This window comes from Nocardia rosealba (assembly GCF_020216065.1).
Classification (GTDB): Bacteria; Actinomycetota; Actinomycetes; order Mycobacteriales; family Mycobacteriaceae; genus Nocardia; species Nocardia rosealba.
In genome coordinates this window covers 36,405-51,032 of record NZ_JAIWNA010000006.1, presented here as the reverse complement: position 1 = coordinate 51,032, position 14,628 = coordinate 36,405, and the positions used below count along the sequence as shown (strand labels likewise).

Annotated in this window: 17 protein-coding genes; 9 read left to right on the top strand and 8 right to left on the bottom strand. The window is 66.5% G+C overall.

All coding sequences use genetic code 11. The annotated features are described in order from the left end of the window. Window positions 1-63 precede the first annotated feature (63 nt). Together LDL21_RS21470 and LDL21_RS21465 are read left to right on the top strand one after the other, a co-directional pair. Window positions 64-591 (top strand): hypothetical protein, encoded by a 528-nt coding sequence (locus LDL21_RS21470; RefSeq protein ID WP_225281522.1) that lies wholly within the window; start codon window positions 64-66, stop codon window positions 589-591. Between the two features lie 108 nt (window positions 592-699). Continuing rightward, complete coding sequence (locus LDL21_RS21465; protein WP_255675295.1) at window positions 700-1,284, top strand: HD domain-containing protein; 585 nt, start codon at window positions 700-702, stop codon at window positions 1,282-1,284. 24 nt (window positions 1,285-1,308) lie between these two features. On the opposite strand, the gene LDL21_RS21460 is transcribed toward LDL21_RS21465, so the two are convergent. Continuing rightward, window positions 1,309-1,893: a cysteine hydrolase family protein gene (locus LDL21_RS21460; protein WP_225281520.1), complete on the bottom strand. Its 585-nt coding sequence runs from the start codon at window positions 1,891-1,893 to the stop codon at window positions 1,309-1,311. 79 nt (window positions 1,894-1,972) lie between these two features. Between LDL21_RS21460 and LDL21_RS21455 the strand changes: the two genes are divergently transcribed. The 3 genes from LDL21_RS21455 to LDL21_RS21450 all read left to right on the top strand — a co-directional run bounded on the left by LDL21_RS21455 (window position 1,973) and on the right by LDL21_RS21450 (window position 3,559). After that, window positions 1,973-2,950, top strand: a complete 978-nt coding sequence (locus LDL21_RS21455) for a GlxA family transcriptional regulator (RefSeq protein WP_225281519.1) — start codon at window positions 1,973-1,975, stop codon at window positions 2,948-2,950. A gap of 30 nt (window positions 2,951-2,980) precedes the next feature. Then, window positions 2,981-3,103 (top strand): hypothetical protein, encoded by a 123-nt coding sequence (locus LDL21_RS29865; protein ID WP_255495422.1) that lies wholly within the window; start codon window positions 2,981-2,983, stop codon window positions 3,101-3,103. Window positions 3,104-3,220: 117 nt separating this feature from the next. Next, window positions 3,221-3,559: a hypothetical protein gene (locus LDL21_RS21450; protein ID WP_181698815.1), complete on the top strand. Its 339-nt coding sequence runs from the start codon at window positions 3,221-3,223 to the stop codon at window positions 3,557-3,559. A 258-nt stretch (window positions 3,560-3,817) separates the two neighbouring features. On the opposite strand, the gene LDL21_RS21445 is transcribed toward LDL21_RS21450, so the two are convergent. The 3 genes from LDL21_RS21445 to LDL21_RS21435 form a co-directional block, all read right to left on the bottom strand. After that, window positions 3,818-4,531, bottom strand: a complete 714-nt coding sequence (locus LDL21_RS21445) for an MmyB family transcriptional regulator (protein WP_067643721.1) — start codon at window positions 4,529-4,531, stop codon at window positions 3,818-3,820. A 118-nt stretch (window positions 4,532-4,649) separates the two neighbouring features. After that, window positions 4,650-5,891, bottom strand: a complete 1,242-nt coding sequence (locus tag LDL21_RS21440; protein ID WP_225281518.1) for an SGNH/GDSL hydrolase family protein — start codon at window positions 5,889-5,891, stop codon at window positions 4,650-4,652. 26 nt (window positions 5,892-5,917) lie between these two features. Then, entirely contained in the window at window positions 5,918-7,108 is a 1,191-nt protein-coding gene (locus LDL21_RS21435) for an MFS transporter (protein ID WP_225281517.1), read from the bottom strand. Window positions 7,109-7,261: 153 nt separating this feature from the next. On the opposite strand from LDL21_RS21435, the gene LDL21_RS21430 reads away from it, so the two are divergent. Next, window positions 7,262-8,176 carry a LysR family transcriptional regulator gene (locus LDL21_RS21430; protein WP_225281516.1) on the top strand — a complete coding sequence of 305 codons (915 nt, stop codon included), beginning with the start codon at window positions 7,262-7,264 and terminating at the stop codon, window positions 8,174-8,176. A gap of 50 nt (window positions 8,177-8,226) precedes the next feature. Here the strand turns inward: LDL21_RS21430 and LDL21_RS21425 are convergent, their stop codons facing one another. Continuing rightward, window positions 8,227-10,062 carry an acyl-CoA dehydrogenase gene (locus LDL21_RS21425; RefSeq protein WP_225281715.1) on the bottom strand — a complete coding sequence of 612 codons (1,836 nt, stop codon included), beginning with the start codon at window positions 10,060-10,062 and terminating at the stop codon, window positions 8,227-8,229. Between the two features lie 233 nt (window positions 10,063-10,295). Between LDL21_RS21425 and LDL21_RS21420 the strand changes: the two genes are divergently transcribed. Then, complete coding sequence (locus LDL21_RS21420) at window positions 10,296-10,889, top strand: alpha/beta hydrolase family protein (RefSeq protein ID WP_225281515.1); 594 nt, start codon at window positions 10,296-10,298, stop codon at window positions 10,887-10,889. A 33-nt stretch (window positions 10,890-10,922) separates the two neighbouring features. After that, window positions 10,923-11,387 carry a flavodoxin family protein gene (locus tag LDL21_RS21415; protein ID WP_225281514.1) on the top strand — a complete coding sequence of 155 codons (465 nt, stop codon included), beginning with the start codon at window positions 10,923-10,925 and terminating at the stop codon, window positions 11,385-11,387. Here LDL21_RS21415 and LDL21_RS21410 read toward each other — a convergent pair. The 3 genes from LDL21_RS21410 to LDL21_RS21400 all read right to left on the bottom strand — a co-directional run bounded on the left by LDL21_RS21410 (window position 11,367) and on the right by LDL21_RS21400 (window position 14,143). Next, a complete protein-coding gene (locus LDL21_RS21410) occupies window positions 11,367-12,023 on the bottom strand; it encodes a class I SAM-dependent methyltransferase (protein ID WP_225281513.1) in 657 nt (218 codons plus the stop codon). The genes LDL21_RS21415 and LDL21_RS21410 overlap by 21 nt on opposite strands. Before the next feature lie 134 nt (window positions 12,024-12,157). Continuing rightward, window positions 12,158-13,237, bottom strand: a complete 1,080-nt coding sequence (locus LDL21_RS21405; RefSeq protein WP_225281714.1) for a glycoside hydrolase family 183 protein — start codon at window positions 13,235-13,237, stop codon at window positions 12,158-12,160. Between the two features lie 162 nt (window positions 13,238-13,399). Then, complete coding sequence (locus LDL21_RS21400; RefSeq protein ID WP_181698800.1) at window positions 13,400-14,143, bottom strand: crotonase/enoyl-CoA hydratase family protein; 744 nt, start codon at window positions 14,141-14,143, stop codon at window positions 13,400-13,402. Window positions 14,144-14,257: 114 nt separating this feature from the next. Here LDL21_RS21400 and LDL21_RS21395 point away from each other — a divergent pair, with 114 nt between their 5' ends. Next, window positions 14,258-14,569, top strand: coding sequence for a hypothetical protein (locus LDL21_RS21395; protein WP_067497116.1), 312 nt, complete (start codon window positions 14,258-14,260; stop codon window positions 14,567-14,569). Window positions 14,570-14,628: the final 59 nt, after the last annotated feature.

Sequence of the window (14,628 nt, the reverse complement as noted above, 5' to 3'; positions counted from 1 at the left end):
GATCATTAATCATTCGGAGGATCAGCTGTGTACAAGATGAGGGCATTTGGGTCTGCTGTCGCGGTGGGGCTCGCGTTGACGTTGTTGGGTGCTCAGGCTTCGGCGGTTCCCGGCCTGCCCAGCGGTTCGTCGGAGGCCGTCACACCGACCGCCGAATCGATCAGCGCTGCGTTTCCGCGGTTGGTTCCGCGGAGTGCGGAAAGTGAAATCGGGTACCGGGGTGCGACTTGCTGGCAGACCGATCGCGGATACGTTCCCAGCGCCAATGCGGGTGACCCGGAATTCGGGAACTGGGCGTGGCAGTGGCGGTGTTATGACGGAGGGGATGGCAACGACCCCTTCTATCGGATCTACGCCTACCACTCCTCCGTCGACGTTCAGTCGGTGGTCGCCGGCCTACCGCCGTCATCGATGACAACAGACGTCAATCACGGCCGCGAGTACACGAACCATCAGTACACCGATAACGGAAACAAGATCATCACCACCTTCTCGGGCGACGCCCAACGCGCAACCTTCCTCATGTTCACCGACGGATACGGCACACCGGGCGAGGTCATGAACTGGTGGCGCGATGCCCCGCTGAACTAGAACCCGCTCACCCGGCGGACGCCCGCCGCACAGACGAATTCACCCTTTGCCTGGTTACGCGCTGATCGATATCGGTCAACCTCGGCATCACGCTCGAAAAGGTCGCCGTTGAGCCGCATTCTTCTGCAACATGCTCTGACTGACCCAGGGCTCAGGACGCTGCCCACGCGAGTAGAGGATCTCCTTCGAAACCTCGCGGCTCCACCTCGTCTGGCCGCTCACCTCCGCGCAGTGCACGAGGTGGCGTGTGAGCTGGTCGACTGGGTCGACAGCCACTACCGAGGCTTGTTGTTCGACCGCGATGCTGTGTTGTTCGGCGCGGCAACACATGACATCGGCAAGATTCTTCATCCGGACGAATTATCCGGGCCGGGCTCGGCCCACGAGCAGGCGGGGTATGAACTGCTTGTGGCGCAAGGCTTTGCCGAGGAATCGGCGCGCTTCGCGTGGACCCACGGCTCGTGGACCGCGCCCGAGGTGCGGATGGAGGACCTGCTCGTCAGCCTGGCGGACAAGGTGTGGAAGGCGAAACGCGTTCCTGAACTCGAGGAGTTGGTGGTGCGGCACCTGGCCGTCGCTGAGGGCCAGGAATCTTGGCAGGTATTCATGGCACTCGATGACGAACTCGACCGGATCGCCGCCGGCGCCGACCGGAGACTCGCATTCCAGGCACGCTATCCGGTCAGTGCATGACCTCGCTTCGTGCGATCTGGCGGGTTATGCGGTGGTGAGGTCGGACGGGGTGGGGACTACCACTCCGTAGATATCACCGATGGTGGCGAGGGCGGCGGCGTGGAGTTGGGGGGCGGTGACTTCGGCGAGGGGGCGGGTGGCGCAGGCGTTGGCTACGACGGTGGGTTTGTTGCCGCGGAGGAAGGCGCCTTCGGCGGTGAAGGTGACGCACATGTGGGTCATGAAGCCGGCGATGACGACGGATTCGTTGCCCGCGGCGTCGACCAGGTCGCCGAGTTCGGTGTCGACGAAGGAGTTGGGGAAGGACTTCACCACGACGGCTTCGTCGGCGGTGGGGGCGAGCTTGGGGTGGATCTGACCGATATCTGTGGTGATGTCGTAGGGGCTGCCCTCGCCACTGTTGTGCATCACGTGGATGACGGTGGCGCCTGCTTGCCGGGCCTGGTCGAGCAGGTCGGCGGCAGCGTCGATCGCCTGCTCCCAGCCGGTCAGTTCCATGACACCGCGGGTGTAGGTGTTCTGGTAGTCGACCAGGATCAGGGTCGAGGTGGCGAGGGCGGCGGGGGTTTCGTCGAGGCCGCTGAGCTGGCGCAGGGTTGTGGAGGTCATGGGTTCCACGCTATGGCCGCGCGGAGATGTCTGCAATGTCATGTAACCTGCAGATTCGGACATCGGCAGGAGGTGGATGGTGGGACGACTCATTGTGGTGGTGCTGTTCGAGGGGGTCGACCTGCTGGACGTGACGGGGCCGCCCGAGGTGTTCTCGCTGTTGCAGCGGGAGATGGACGAGCCGACCGGCTACGAAGTGGTGCTGGCCGCCGAGACGCTGGATCCCGTCACGACCTCGGCGGGTGTCCGGGTGCTGCCCGACGTGACGTTCGACGGGTTGACCGGGCGGCGGATCGACACGATCGTCGTGCCGGGCGCGGTCGAGACCGATGAGCGGCGACAAGTCCGCGCAGTGGTGGAACCCGTTGTGGTCGAGGCGGTTTCGATGATGGCAGCCGGTGCCCGCCGGGTGGCTTCGGTGTGTGTGGGGGCGCATGTGCTCGCGGCGGCGGGGTTGCTCGACGGTAAGCGTGCCACCACGCACTGGTCGACCGCGCACCAACTCGCCGCCGAGCATCCGGCGGTACGGGTAGACGCAGATCCGATCTATATCCGCGACGACAATGTGTGGACCGGTGCGGGGCTCACCGCCTGTCTTGACCTCACGCTGGCCCTGGTCGCCGACGATTTCGGTGAGGAACTCGCGCTGCGCGTCGCCCGCCAGCTGGTGATGTTCCTGAAGCGGCCGAGCGGGCAGAGTCAGTTCAGTGTTTCGCTCGAGCCGGTCTCCACCACCCGCCGCATCGACGAGCTGCGGCACTACATCGCGGGCAATATCGCGCGACCACTCACGGTGACCGAGCTGGCCGAACAAGCGCATGTGAGTGAACGCCAGCTCACGCGGATTTTCCGGACCGAGCTCGGGATGACGCCTGCCGCCTATATCGAGGCGGCGCGAGTGGAGGTCGCGCGGCAACGGCTCGAGACGAGCGACGAAACGCTGCAGCGCATCGCGGCCACCTGTGGATTCAATACCGTCGATACGTTGGCGCGCGCTTTCCGTCGAAGGCTCGACACCACCCCTGCGGAGTACCGGAATCGGTTCCGCATCGGGTGATCACTAAGCTGTCGACTTTACGGTGAATTGATGAGTAACAAGGGGTTTCGGGTGTTCGGTATCGCGGAAGAATGGCCGACGTGGCCGGTTACGACAATGCTGTGGGCGATGACGGGTCTGATACGCCTGCTGACCAGCGGTTCGGGCGCCTGAGCAAACCCTCGGCTGCTGTCTTGCCCCCTTTCAGACGTCTGCCGAGCGGTCTGCCGTGGTGTTAGACATCTTGTGCGGCGGAAATTCGCCGCAAATCTGAAAGATGAGGGGTTCACAATGGCAAAGATTCGTGCATTCGGTGTGGCGATGGTCGCGGCGGCGAGCATGTCGATGATGGGCATGGGGGTCGCGGCGGCCGAGGAACCGGCCACCGGATCGTCTGAACTGCTGAGCGGGCTCACCTCGGGCACCGCGGAGACCGAGCCGGTCGCGGAGGAGCCCACCGGCTCGCTCGAGGGCCTGGACCTGGCGGCTCTGCTCGCGCTGCTGAGCAGTGGTTCGGGCGAGGCCGAGACCGTGGCGGAGGAGCCCGCCACCGGTTCTGCCGAAGGGCTGGATCTGGCCGCGCTGCTCGCGCTGCTGAGCAGTGGCACCGCCGAGACGCCTGCCGAGTAACAACCCCGGGCCGGGTGCGAACGCACCGACGGGACCGGCCGTCGGTGACGATGAGTTCTTCTCACGTTCATCCGAATTATGTGCTGCGTAATTCGGCACTGATAAGAAGTGACTATTCGTCTAGAAGGAGAAGCATGTTCGACACCCTGGTCCAGATTCTGCCCCTGCTCGCCGCCTTCGCCTCCGGGTCGGCCGGCTGAGCATCGAGGTAGTTCAACGCGGCGCCCGTCGGATTTCGACGGGCGCCGTTTTGTGTGTTTACCGCGACGGGATCATCCGGTACAGCCACCACGGACGGGTGGGGAAGGCCGGGTCGTAGATGCGAAGCAGGTAGCGCCGTTCGACGCCGGTGGTTCGGTCGCGTACGCGTACGTGTCGGCGGGCGACGTCCTGCGGCCGGATCTCGCTGGCCCACACCGCATCCCAATCGGGTGAGACCGCACAGGCGGTGGTGATCGCGGTGACGCGCTGAGTGGGAGCGAGCGGCGACAGCATGCGGAAGGCATGCACCAGCACCTGGGCTTCGGTGGTCCAGTCGAGCAGCGCCTTCTTGGCGGCCGGATTCAGGAACATCCATTCGAGCAGGTTCACCCCGGCGCCGGTGCCGGGGAAGATGCGCTGGTACTCGGCATTCGCGGCGAGCAGGTCCATGGTGGGGAAGCGCTGGTAGCAGGCCGGGTGAGTGAGACTGCCGAGGTCGGCGAGGTCCTCGGTCGACGGTGCCGTCGGCGCGGCGCCGGTATCGACCGACGGCAGACCGAGCACGAGAATGTGCTTCCGATACCACGGCGGCACATCGAGACTGTCGAAAAGCCGTTGCAGCATCGCGGTATTGGGCACCAGGGCCCCGGTCTCGATCTGCGTCACCAGCAGCGGCGCCATCTGCGCCCGAGCCGCCAGCTCCGCCCGCGCCAACCCCGCCGCCAACCGCCGCTCGCGCAAATACACACTGAGCGCAGAACTTTCAGCCATCCCAACCCCCGAGCCTCACCCCGACGACGGTAAAACCAAGAGTACGCCGCAAAGATCACCCGGAAACAACGAAACGGCCCGGAGCTCGAAAGCTCCGGGCCGTTCGGGAGAGATGAACCTAGAGGGTGTTCAGGTCGATTGCGGCGGCCATTGCTCGGTAACCTGCGGCGTTCGGGTGCTTGTGGTCGCCGGAGTCGAAGGCGGGGTTGAGGCGTTCCGGGTCGGCGGGGTCGGCGACAGCGGTGTTGAAGTCGGCGACGGCGTCGAATTCGCCGCTGGTGCGGATCCATTCGTTCAGTGCGCGCAGCTTCGCGGCGGAGGTGGGGGTGTAGTACTCGGCGCCCTTCATCGGCAGGAGGGTTCCGCCGATGACGCGCAGTCCGGCTCGGTGGGCGCGGGCGATCATGTCGCGGTAGCCCGCGATCAGCTGGTCCACGGTGACGACCGGGTTGGGCTTGTAGGTCGGCAGGTCCACCTCCGAGAAGCCGATATCGTTCAGTCCGCCGAGCATGACGACCGTGCGGGCACCCTCCTGGGCGAGGACGTCACGATCGAAGCGGCGCAATGCACTCTCGCCGTACCAGGGGGAATCGCTGATGATGGTGTTGCCGCCGATGCCCGCGTTGAGGACGGGGCGGGGGGTGCCGGCGGCGGCGAGGCGGTCGGCCAGGGCGTCGGGGTAGCGGTTGTTGCCGTCGTTGTCGGAGCCGAAACCGTCGGTGATCGAGTCACCGAACGCGACGATCGCATCCGCGGAGGCGGCGCCGCTCATCTGCACGTTCGACAGGTAGTACCAGGAGTGCGTTGTCTCGGTGAAGGCGGTGGCGTCGGCGTCGGTGGCGTGGTTGCCTGGCGCGCGGTAGGACGTCGCATAGCCCTGGGCGTGGAAGGTGGCGGGCCCGGTGGGTTCGTCCAGATACAAAGTGACCGTAGCGAATTCGAGGGGCGCCAAATGCAGCTGGGCGGGGTCGCTGGTCAGGTCGGTGCCAGGAGCGATGGTGGCGGTTTCGCTGCCGTGGAAGCGGAGGGGGCGCAGTGTGTCCTGATGTACGCGCGCCCCGGAATCGGTGCGGGCGATCGTGGCCGAGGCGATGCGGAGATCGGTGCGGCCGAAGCGGTTGGAGAGGGTGATCCGGGCGGAATCACCACCGCTGGTGACCCGGACGACCTGCCGGAGTGTGTGCTGGGCGAAACCGTCGAGCGACCAGTTCGGCTCGAAACCGGTGCTCGGCTGCTGCATCGGCACCGACCATGCGGTGTTCGCGGTGTCGGCGGGAGCGGCCTCGGTGCTGGTGCAGGCCGCGGTGAGGGTGGCGGTGATCGCGATGGCGGCGGTCATCATCTTCTTCCAGACGTGCATGGGTTCGTCGATTCTCGGTAGTCGGTCTAGCCGCGGCGCTCGAGCGCACGGGCGAACAGGGTGGTGAGCAGGGCGGCGGCGGCCAGAGCCGCGCCGATCCAGGCGGGCGCGGTCAGGCCGAACCCGGAGTCGATGGCGGCGGCGCCGAGCCAGGAAGCCACCGCGATGCCGATATTGAAGGCGGAGATATTGGCGGCCGAGCCGAGCGCCGATTCGCCGCCCGCCGTGTCCAGTACGCGCATCTGGACGGCGGGGACGATGGCGAACCCGGTCGCTCCGAGCGCGAGAATGCTGACGACCGCGCCGACCGGATGCCCGGCGACTACCGCGAAGATCATCAGCACCACGGTCAGCGCGGCAAGCGCGCCGATCAGCGTAGGCAGCAGGGCGCGATCGGCCAGCCGGCCGCCGACGATATTGCCCGCGAACAGGCCGATGCCGAAAACGACGAGTAGCCATGGGACGGCCCCGTCGGGCAGGCCGGTCACCTCGGTCAGGATCGGTTCGAAGAAGGTGAACGCGGCGAAGACGGCACCGAATCCGAGCGCGGTGATCGACAGCGCCAGCCACACCTGCGGGCGAGCGAAGACAGCCAATTGCTCTGTCAGAGAGATGGATTCGCCGCGTGGCTGGTTCGGGACCAGCATGAGGACGGCGAGCAGCGCGGCCACACCGACGGCGGTCACCGCCCAGAACGTCGACCGCCAGCCGAATGCCTGGCCGAGCGCCGTGCCCAGCGGCACACCGGCGACATTGGCGAGGGTGAGCCCGGTGAACATCGTGGCGATGGCCGCGGCCCGGCGGTCGGGTGCCACCAGACCTGCTGCCACCACGGAGCCGATGCCGAAGAACGCGCCGTGGGTGAGCGCGGCGACGATCCGGCCGGTGAGCAGCAGTTCATAGGTGGGCGCCAGAGCCGAGAGGAGATTGCCCGCGATGAACAGGCCCATGAGTGTCGCGAGCATGGTCTTGCGTGGGACGCGCGAGCCAAGCGCGGTCATCAGCGGCGCGCCCACGGCGACGCCCGCGGCATAGCCGGAGACCAGCAGGCCTGCGGTCGGGACCGAGATGGACAGGTCGTCACCGATCACGCCGAGCAGTCCGACGATGACGAATTCGGTGAGGCCGATTCCGAAGGCGCCCAGCGCAAGCGCGCCGAGGGCGAGGGTGGGCCGGTCGGTCCCCGCCCGGGGCGGGGCGGTCAGTGTGGTGGTCATGTGAGTGTGCAACTCCCTTAGTGGGAAAATTGTTCCGTTAACGCCATTCGTGTCGGTACCCGGACGTACGGTCTCGAATGGAGTGATTTCAGACTGCCGGTCGCGTTCACGTGCATCAACGGCCGTCGCCGACATGGTCGATTAGCGGGAGTTATGGAACGGCAGGAGATCGAGATCTTCCTGGCCCTGTGCGAGGAACTGCACTTCGGGCGGGCCGCCGAACGTCTGTATCTGACGCAGGCACGGGTCAGCCAGACGATCAAGAAGCTCGAAAGGCAGTTCGGCGCGCTACTTTTCGAACGAACCAGCAGGCAGGTGCGGCTCACGCCGGTCGGCCGGATGCTGCGCGACGATCTGATCCCGATCCGGACGCAACTCGACCGCGCCATCGAACGCGCGCAGGCGGCGGCGCGCAGCGTGAAAGGAACACTGCGCGTGGGTTACCTGGGTGGGTTGGCGGCGAGTCTGTTGGTCGACGCCGTCGCGGCCTTTCGCGGGCGCCATCCCGAATGCGAGATCAATGCTCGCGAAGTCCATCTCGGTGACGTGTTCGGCCCGCTGCGCCGCGACGAACTCGACCTGGTCATCAGCCACTCCCCGGTCGGCGAACATGACCTGGTCGCCGGACCGGAGCTGCTCACCGAACCCACCGGCCTGGTGGTTCCGCGCGATCACGCCCTCGCCCGCAGCAGCTCGATCGACAGCACCACCACGGGCACCGAGGTGATCGCCATCGGCGGCCCCGCCGGCGCGTACTGGCACCGCTACCTCGACGAAACCTGGCACATCAGTCCGGCAGGCCCGAACGGCGCCCAAACCTTCGAAGACGTACTGACCGCCGTCGCTTTCGGAGCCGGGGTCCACCCGGCCGGCGCCCACGCCGAGCGGCACTACCCCCGCCGCGGAACGGTATACGTCCCGTTCAGCGACGGACAGGGCCACGTGTGGCGCCCGGTATGGATGCCCGGCGCGGAAACGGCGCGCTTACGAGCCTTCGTGCAGATGCTCCTCGAGACGGTCGAGCAGCGCGGCGCCGAACACTACTTCGCACCGGACCGCACCGAATAGAAAAACGGCCCGGAGCAAAAGCTCCGGGCCGTTCGGTCGAGCTGTCAACCTCAGAAGGCGGCTTCGTCCAGCTCCATGATGTCGTTGTCCAGCGTGGTGAGGATCTGGCGGGTGGCGGTCAGCTCCGGCAGGACGTTGCGGGCGAAGAACTGCGCCGAGGCGACCTTGCCGGTGTAGAACGGCACGTCGGAGCCGGTGGCGCCGCTGTCGAGGGCGGCCAGGGCGATCTCGGCCTGGTTCAGCAGCATCCAGCCGATGAACAGGTCGCCGACGGCCATCAGGAAGCGGACCGAACCCAGGCCGACCTTGTACAGCTCGGACGGCTGCTCCTGGGCACCCATCAGGTGGCCGGTCAGGGTGGCGGCCATGGCCTGCACGTCCTCGAGCGCGGTGGCGAGCAGCTTGCGCTCACCCTTGAGGCGCTCGTTGGCGTTGTCGGCGTCCAGGAACTTCTGGATCTGGCCGGCCACGTGGGCCAGGGCCACACCGCGGTCGCGGGCGATCTTGCGGAAGAAGAAGTCCTGCGCCTGGATGGCGGTGGTGCCCTCGTACAGCGAGTCGATCTTCGCGTCGCGGATGTACTGCTCGATCGGGTAGTCCTGCAGGAAGCCCGAGCCACCGAAGGTCTGCAGCGAATCGGTCAGGTACTGGTAGGCGCGCTCGGAACCGACACCCTTGACGATCGGGAGCAGCAGGTCGTTCACGCGGAACGCGACGTCCTTGTCGGCACCCGAGACGGCCTCGGCGATCTCCGGGTTCTGGTGCGCGGCGGTGTAGAGGTAGATGGCACGCAGGCCCTCGGCGTAGGCCTTCTGCATGGCCAGCGCGCGACGCACGTCCGGGTGGTGGGTGATGGTCACACGCGGCGCGGTCTTGTCGGTCATCTGGGTGAGGTCGGCACCCTGCACGCGGGTCTTGGCGTACTCGAGCGCGTTCAGGTAACCGGTCGACAGGGTCGCGATGGCCTTGGTGCCCACCATCATTCGCGCGTTCTCGATGACGTCGAACATCTGGGCGATGCCGTTGTGCACCTCGCCGACCAGCCAGCCCTTGGCGGGGACGCCGTGGCCACCGAAGGTGAGCTCACAGGTGGCCGAGGCCTTGATGCCCATCTTGTGCTCGACGTTGGTGACGAACACACCGTTGCGGTCGCCGAAGGTCTCGGTCTCGAAGTCGAAGTGGGTCTTCGGGACGTAGAACAGCGACAGGCCCTTGGTGCCCGGACCGGCGCCCTCGGGGCGGGCCAGCACCAGGTGCATGATGTTCTCGAACATGTCGTCGGAGTCGGCCGAGGTGATGAAGCGCTTCACGCCCTCGATGTGCCAGGAGCCGTCCTCCTGCTTGATCGCCTTGGTGCGGCCGGCGCCGACGTCGGAGCCCGCGTCGGGCTCGGTCAGCACCATGGTGGCGCCCCAGTTGCGGTCGGCGATCTTCTTCGCCCATTCCTTCTGCTCATCGGTGCCGTTGTTGTAGAACACCTGAGCGAAGCCCGCGCCTGCGGCGTACATCTGGATCGGCGGGTTGGCGCCGAGCACCATCTCGGCAAGGGCCCAGCCGATGACGGACGGGGCACCGAGGCCACCGAGCTCCTCGCGCAGCGGAACCTTGACCCACTCGCCGTCCTCGAGCGCCTTGTAGGACTTCTTGAAGGACTCGGGGATGGTGACGGTGTGGGTGTTCGGGTCGAAGACCGGCGGGTTGCGGTCCGCGTCGGCGAACGAGTCGGCCAGCGGGCCCTCGGCCAGGCGGCGGACCTCGGAGAGCATTTCCTTGACAGTGTCGGTGTCGAGGTCGCCGAAGGCGCCCGCGTCCAGCACCTTGCCGACGCCGAGAACCTCGAAGAGGTTGAACTCGAGGTCGCGAACGTTTGCCTTGTAGTGGCCCATGTGAGTACTCACTCTCCGTTGAGTTCTGGTGCGGTCGGTTGTGTGCCGTTCCCGCCCGTCAGGTCGTCCACCGGGTAGCTGTCCGGTTTTCCGCATGCTACTCGCGGGTAACTTATCGACCATATTACCGATGGGTAAGGCTCTCGGCAAAGGGGTTCGCCAGCAATGTGACGTGAAAAACATGCGCGCGTGCCGAGACGTTGCTCGCGGCGACCACGGGGCTACCGTGAGGTGTGCGCATCGAGACGTCAGCCGGACCGGCCGAGATCGAGCTGGACGAGGTGGCCGACCCGGCATTTCTGCTGGTGATGACCCATGGATCGGGCGGCGGCGTCGATGCGAAAGACATTCTCACCGTGCGCGATTCGGCCCTCGCCGCCGGTGCCGCGGTAGCCCGTGTGGTGCAGCCGTACCGGGTTGCCGGTCGGCGAGCGCCGGGCAATGCGGTGACCCAGGACCAGGCCTGGGTCGAGATCGTCACGGCGTTGCGCGATCGATTCCCCGGTGTGTCGCTCGTGCAGGGTGGCCGGAGCAACGGTGCGCGGGTGGCGTGCCGCACTGCCGTCGAACTGGGTGCGCGCGGGGTGATCGCCCTGTCTTTCCCGTTGCATCCGCCCGGAAAGCCCGAGAAGTCCCGGCGCGACGAGCTGGTGTCGGTGGGCGACGCGCAGGTGGTCGTCATCAATGGTGGCAGCGACCCGTTCGGGATCCCCGATCCCGCCGATGCCGCCGAGGTGCGCGTCATTCCGAAGCAACCTCACTCGTTCCGCACGGGATTCGACGTGATCGCGGCGACAGTGCAACCGTGGTTCGGCCGGTGGAGTTAGGCTTTCGGCACATCGGACCAGGTAGGGGGAGTAATGAAAGCGCTCATCGTGTGCACGTCCAAGGCGCTCGGCAATACCAGGAAGGTCGCCGACGCCATCGGCTCGGTGCTCGACGCTCGAGTGGTTGATCCGGCCGAGATCACCGCCGACGAGCTGGGTGACTACGACCTGATCGGGTTCGGGTCGGGGGTGTATTGGATGTCGCTCGACGCCCGGCTGCGCACCTTCGTCGACGCGCTGCCCGCCGGACAGAACCGCGACGCCTTCATCTTCGCGACCAGCGGTCTGCCCGAGCTGCGTGTACGTCCGTACCTGCGCAACCTCGGCGATCAGCTCGAAGACAAAGGTTTCGAGCTGGTCGGTGGGTTCTCCTGCCGTGGGCTCGACACGATGGGACCGCTCGCGCTGGTCGGTGGGCTCAACAAGGGGCGGCCGAGCGCGGACGATCTGGCCTCGGCCAGGGCTTTCGCCGAGCAGCTACGCGGTCGGTTCGACTGACTCGGCAACGACAAGGGCGTCGATGGCATCGGCACCCTCGGTGGGGCGGAACACCTCGCGGGCGGTGGTGATGGTGACGCCGGTGCCGTCGAGGTCGGCGCGGATGTCGTCGGGAGCGAACAGGATCGTCGGATCCTGGGGGCCGCCGTAACCGTCGGTGATATTGCGAGTGGCGTGGCCCAGGACCAGCAGCATGCCGCCGGGGGCGAGCATCGACGCGAGTTGGTGGAGGAGCGGGCGGCGCTCCTGCGGTGGCAGGTGGACGAAGACCACCAGGATCAGTTCGAACGGACCGCTGACGCCCGCCGAGTCGAGGTCGGTGATATCGGCGCAGGTCCACTCGACGCGCGAACGAACCGAACGCGACAGGCGCGCGGCGACCGTTCGCCCCTTGTCGATACCCACCTGGGCGAAGTCGACGGCCTGCACCTGCCAGCCGTGAGTGGCCAGCCACAGCGCGTGGCGGCCTTCACCGCAGGCCAGATCGAGGGCGCGCATCGGGGCGGCGGTGCCGTCGGCTTGCAGCGGCAGCCTTCGGTCGAGGCCGTGGACGTATTCGACGACCGTGCTGTTGGGTGGTGCGCCCCAGACCAATTCGCTGCGGGCATAGCGTGCGTCCCACTCCGCCGCGTCCATGCTGTTCCGCCTCCCCGCGAATTCTGGCCAGGCTCAGGTGCGTTCTCGGTTGCGACGCGGCTGGCGGTGTGTCGCTGTCATGTTAGCCCGTGCCCGGTGAGTTACCCATGTGCTTGCTTGTGGTGGTCGAACTGTCAGAGGGGTGTGCGCATCAGGATGACGTTGTACTGGGTGTGGACGGTTGTGAGGAAATAGAGGTCGCGGCCGGTCTGGTACGGGAAGATCTGCGGGGCGTAGGCGGTGGGGAGTTCGCGGGCATCGATGAGGATCTCGGGCGGGCTCCACGGGCCTTCCGGTGACGGTGCGCGGCGCAGCACCACCGAGTTGCCGGGGTCGGTGGTGAGGGAGACGAACTGGCCGAGGTGCTCGTTGTACATCACCGACAGTTCGGCTGCCCCGGCCATGACGGGGGCCGCGGCGTTCGCGTCGCCGCGCTTCCAGCCGCCGCCGTCCCAGTACTCGTAGGCGTCGAGATTCTCGATCTCGCCCTCGGGCACGCGGGCGAGGAAGGCTTCGTTGTCGCGGCCCGGCGGGGTGCCGAATTCGTAGACGTAGCCGCCGTCTTTCAGGAAGGCGTTCATCTGGAACTTGTTGTGGCCGTGGTCGTTCGGCCTGCGCGTATGGGCAAGGTCTGCCCATGTCTCGCCGTTGTCCGACGACGCGGCCAACCCCGAATAGTTCGTGGTCCACTCGCCGGGCGCGTCCCAGCTGCGCACCGACATCAACGACATGTATTGCACGCCGCCGACCGACACGCCCGCCGTGGGGATCCGGCTGATCTCCTCGCCGTCCTTCGGGCTGAAGACGAGTTCGCGGGCCTGGCCGACACCGTCGCGCACCACGCTGTGGAAATGGATGCCCTCGGCCGGGTTGCGGCTGAAACTGCGGGCCAGGAAGTTCGAGCGCCACGCCCACTTGCTGTCGCGCAGCAGGTTCGGCAGGCCGACGCCCGCGGTGTCGCCGAACGCGGTGAGCATCTCGCCGTGCCCGTTGTCCCACATGATGCCCAGGTCGGTGCCGAGGACGTTGTAGGTGTGCGTGGCGTTCGGGCTCGCCATGCCGGTCACCTGGAACACGGCCTGCGCCCGGCCGTGCAGGATCGGCAGGCCGTAGGTGCCGTTGAGGACCGGGATCGGGTTGATCGCGTTCGGGTCGGCCGCGGCGGGCGCCGTCCCGACGAGCAGCAATGCGGTGGCCCCCGCCAATACGGTCATCGCGAGCGAGTTCACGTCAGCCTCCGGGCACACGGGAATAAGCACACCCAGTTGAATCGGGTGTACTTTTTCCGTCGGATTAGTGAACTGAAACTAACAGCCGGAAGCGCGAGAAAGTACTGTGACGCGGCCTAGAGTTGAGGTTGCGTTTATTTGTCCGCGTCAGCGAAAAATCGCCTTACGCAGCAGCAGAGGGATTTGTGCAGCCCGTTCCGCGGCGAAACTGCCGCGTGCGGGCCGGTGCCAGGAGCGGTCGAACAGGCGCTTGGCGGCGGCGACCGCGCGTGGATCGCGGGCCGCGATCCGGTCGGCGAGAGACTCCGCCGCAGCCACCGGATCGTCGGCGATATCGGTGACCAGACCGATCCTTCTGGCGTGATCGGCGTCGACGCGCTCCGCGGTCATGGTGAGCAGCAGAGCCTGATCGATGCCGATGAGCTGCGACAACGACGCGGTGCCCGACATGTCGGGAATGAGGCCGTGCGCGGCTTCCATCACCGAGAACTCGGCAGCCGGGGCGGCGATGCGGAAGTCGGCGGCGAGGGCGAGTTGCAGTCCGCCGCCGAAGCAGCGGCCGTGCACCGCGGCGATCACCGGGACGTCCAGGCGACGCCATGCCCAGCAGGCTTCCTGAAAAGTGTTGGTGCCCCGCCACGGTCGCGGCAGGAATTCGCGCACAATGGCGATCGGGTCGCGGGTCGCGGCGGCGATATCCAGACCGCTACTGAAACTCGGGCCGTTACCTGTCACGATGACCGCGCGAATTTCCTTGTGCCCGGACACCGCATCTGCCGCTGCGACTAGGTCACGCAACATTTCCAGAGTCAGTCCATTGTGTTTCGCCGGACGATTCAGCGTGACATAAGCGCGTGCGTTCTCGAACCGCAGATCGATGTGCTCTCCCATGACCCGATCTTACTCGTGAGTCAGTTCGGGGGTGTGGCCCATCCGCCGCCGTTCGGGCATGATCCAACTCGGCCACGCATCGGCCGATGCGTGTCGACCGGGAGGACACACAGAGTGCGGATCTGTCTGATCGCCGCAGCGCTCATCGCGCTGCCGGCACTGTCGGCCTGCGGCAGCGAAGAGCCTGCGGTAACCCAGGCGGAACTGTCGAAATCCCTGCAGGACAAGGGCCTCAAGGACGTATCGCTCGCCGACTGCGCCGCCCAGGTCTTCCTCGACTCGGGCATGTCCCAAGACGGCCTGCGCGTGATGGTCGCCAACGGCCAGGCCGGCGACCAGGCCAAGGAGCTCAACGAGGAAGACGCGGCCAAAGTGGGTGCGGCCCAAGCGAAGATCGCCGCCGAGTGCGTGAAGCTGGGCGGCTGACAACCCGAGCAAGGCGGGGTGGTTGGTATGGCCCCGATCACACGGGGTTGACCTGAATT

Bases quoted from the DNA above. Each gene is read 5' to 3' on its own strand.
- LDL21_RS21440 (WP_225281518.1), bottom strand. From the start codon at position 5,891: ATGCACGTCTGGAAGAAGATGATGACCGCCGCCATCGCGATCACCGCC.
- LDL21_RS21405 (WP_225281714.1), bottom strand. From the start codon at position 13,237: ATGACCGTATTGGCGGGGGCCACCGCATTGCTGCTCGTCGGGACGGCG.
- LDL21_RS21435 (WP_225281517.1), bottom strand. From the start codon at position 7,108: ATGACCACCACACTGACCGCCCCGCCCCGGGCGGGGACCGACCGGCCC.
- LDL21_RS29865 (WP_255495422.1), top strand. From the start codon at position 2,981: ATGAGTAACAAGGGGTTTCGGGTGTTCGGTATCGCGGAAGAATGGCCG.
- LDL21_RS21415 (WP_225281514.1), top strand. From the start codon at position 10,923: ATGAAAGCGCTCATCGTGTGCACGTCCAAGGCGCTCGGCAATACCAGG.
- LDL21_RS21410 (WP_225281513.1), bottom strand. From the start codon at position 12,023: ATGGACGCGGCGGAGTGGGACGCACGCTATGCCCGCAGCGAATTGGTC.
- LDL21_RS21460 (WP_225281520.1), bottom strand. From the start codon at position 1,893: ATGACCTCCACAACCCTGCGCCAGCTCAGCGGCCTCGACGAAACCCCC.
- LDL21_RS21445 (WP_067643721.1), bottom strand. From the start codon at position 4,531: ATGGCTGAAAGTTCTGCGCTCAGTGTGTATTTGCGCGAGCGGCGGTTG.
- LDL21_RS21400 (WP_181698800.1), bottom strand. From the start codon at position 14,143: ATGGGAGAGCACATCGATCTGCGGTTCGAGAACGCACGCGCTTATGTC.
- LDL21_RS21425 (WP_225281715.1), bottom strand. From the start codon at position 10,062: ATGGGCCACTACAAGGCAAACGTTCGCGACCTCGAGTTCAACCTCTTC.
- LDL21_RS21450 (WP_181698815.1), top strand. From the start codon at position 3,221: ATGGCAAAGATTCGTGCATTCGGTGTGGCGATGGTCGCGGCGGCGAGC.
- LDL21_RS21430 (WP_225281516.1), top strand. From the start codon at position 7,262: ATGGAACGGCAGGAGATCGAGATCTTCCTGGCCCTGTGCGAGGAACTG.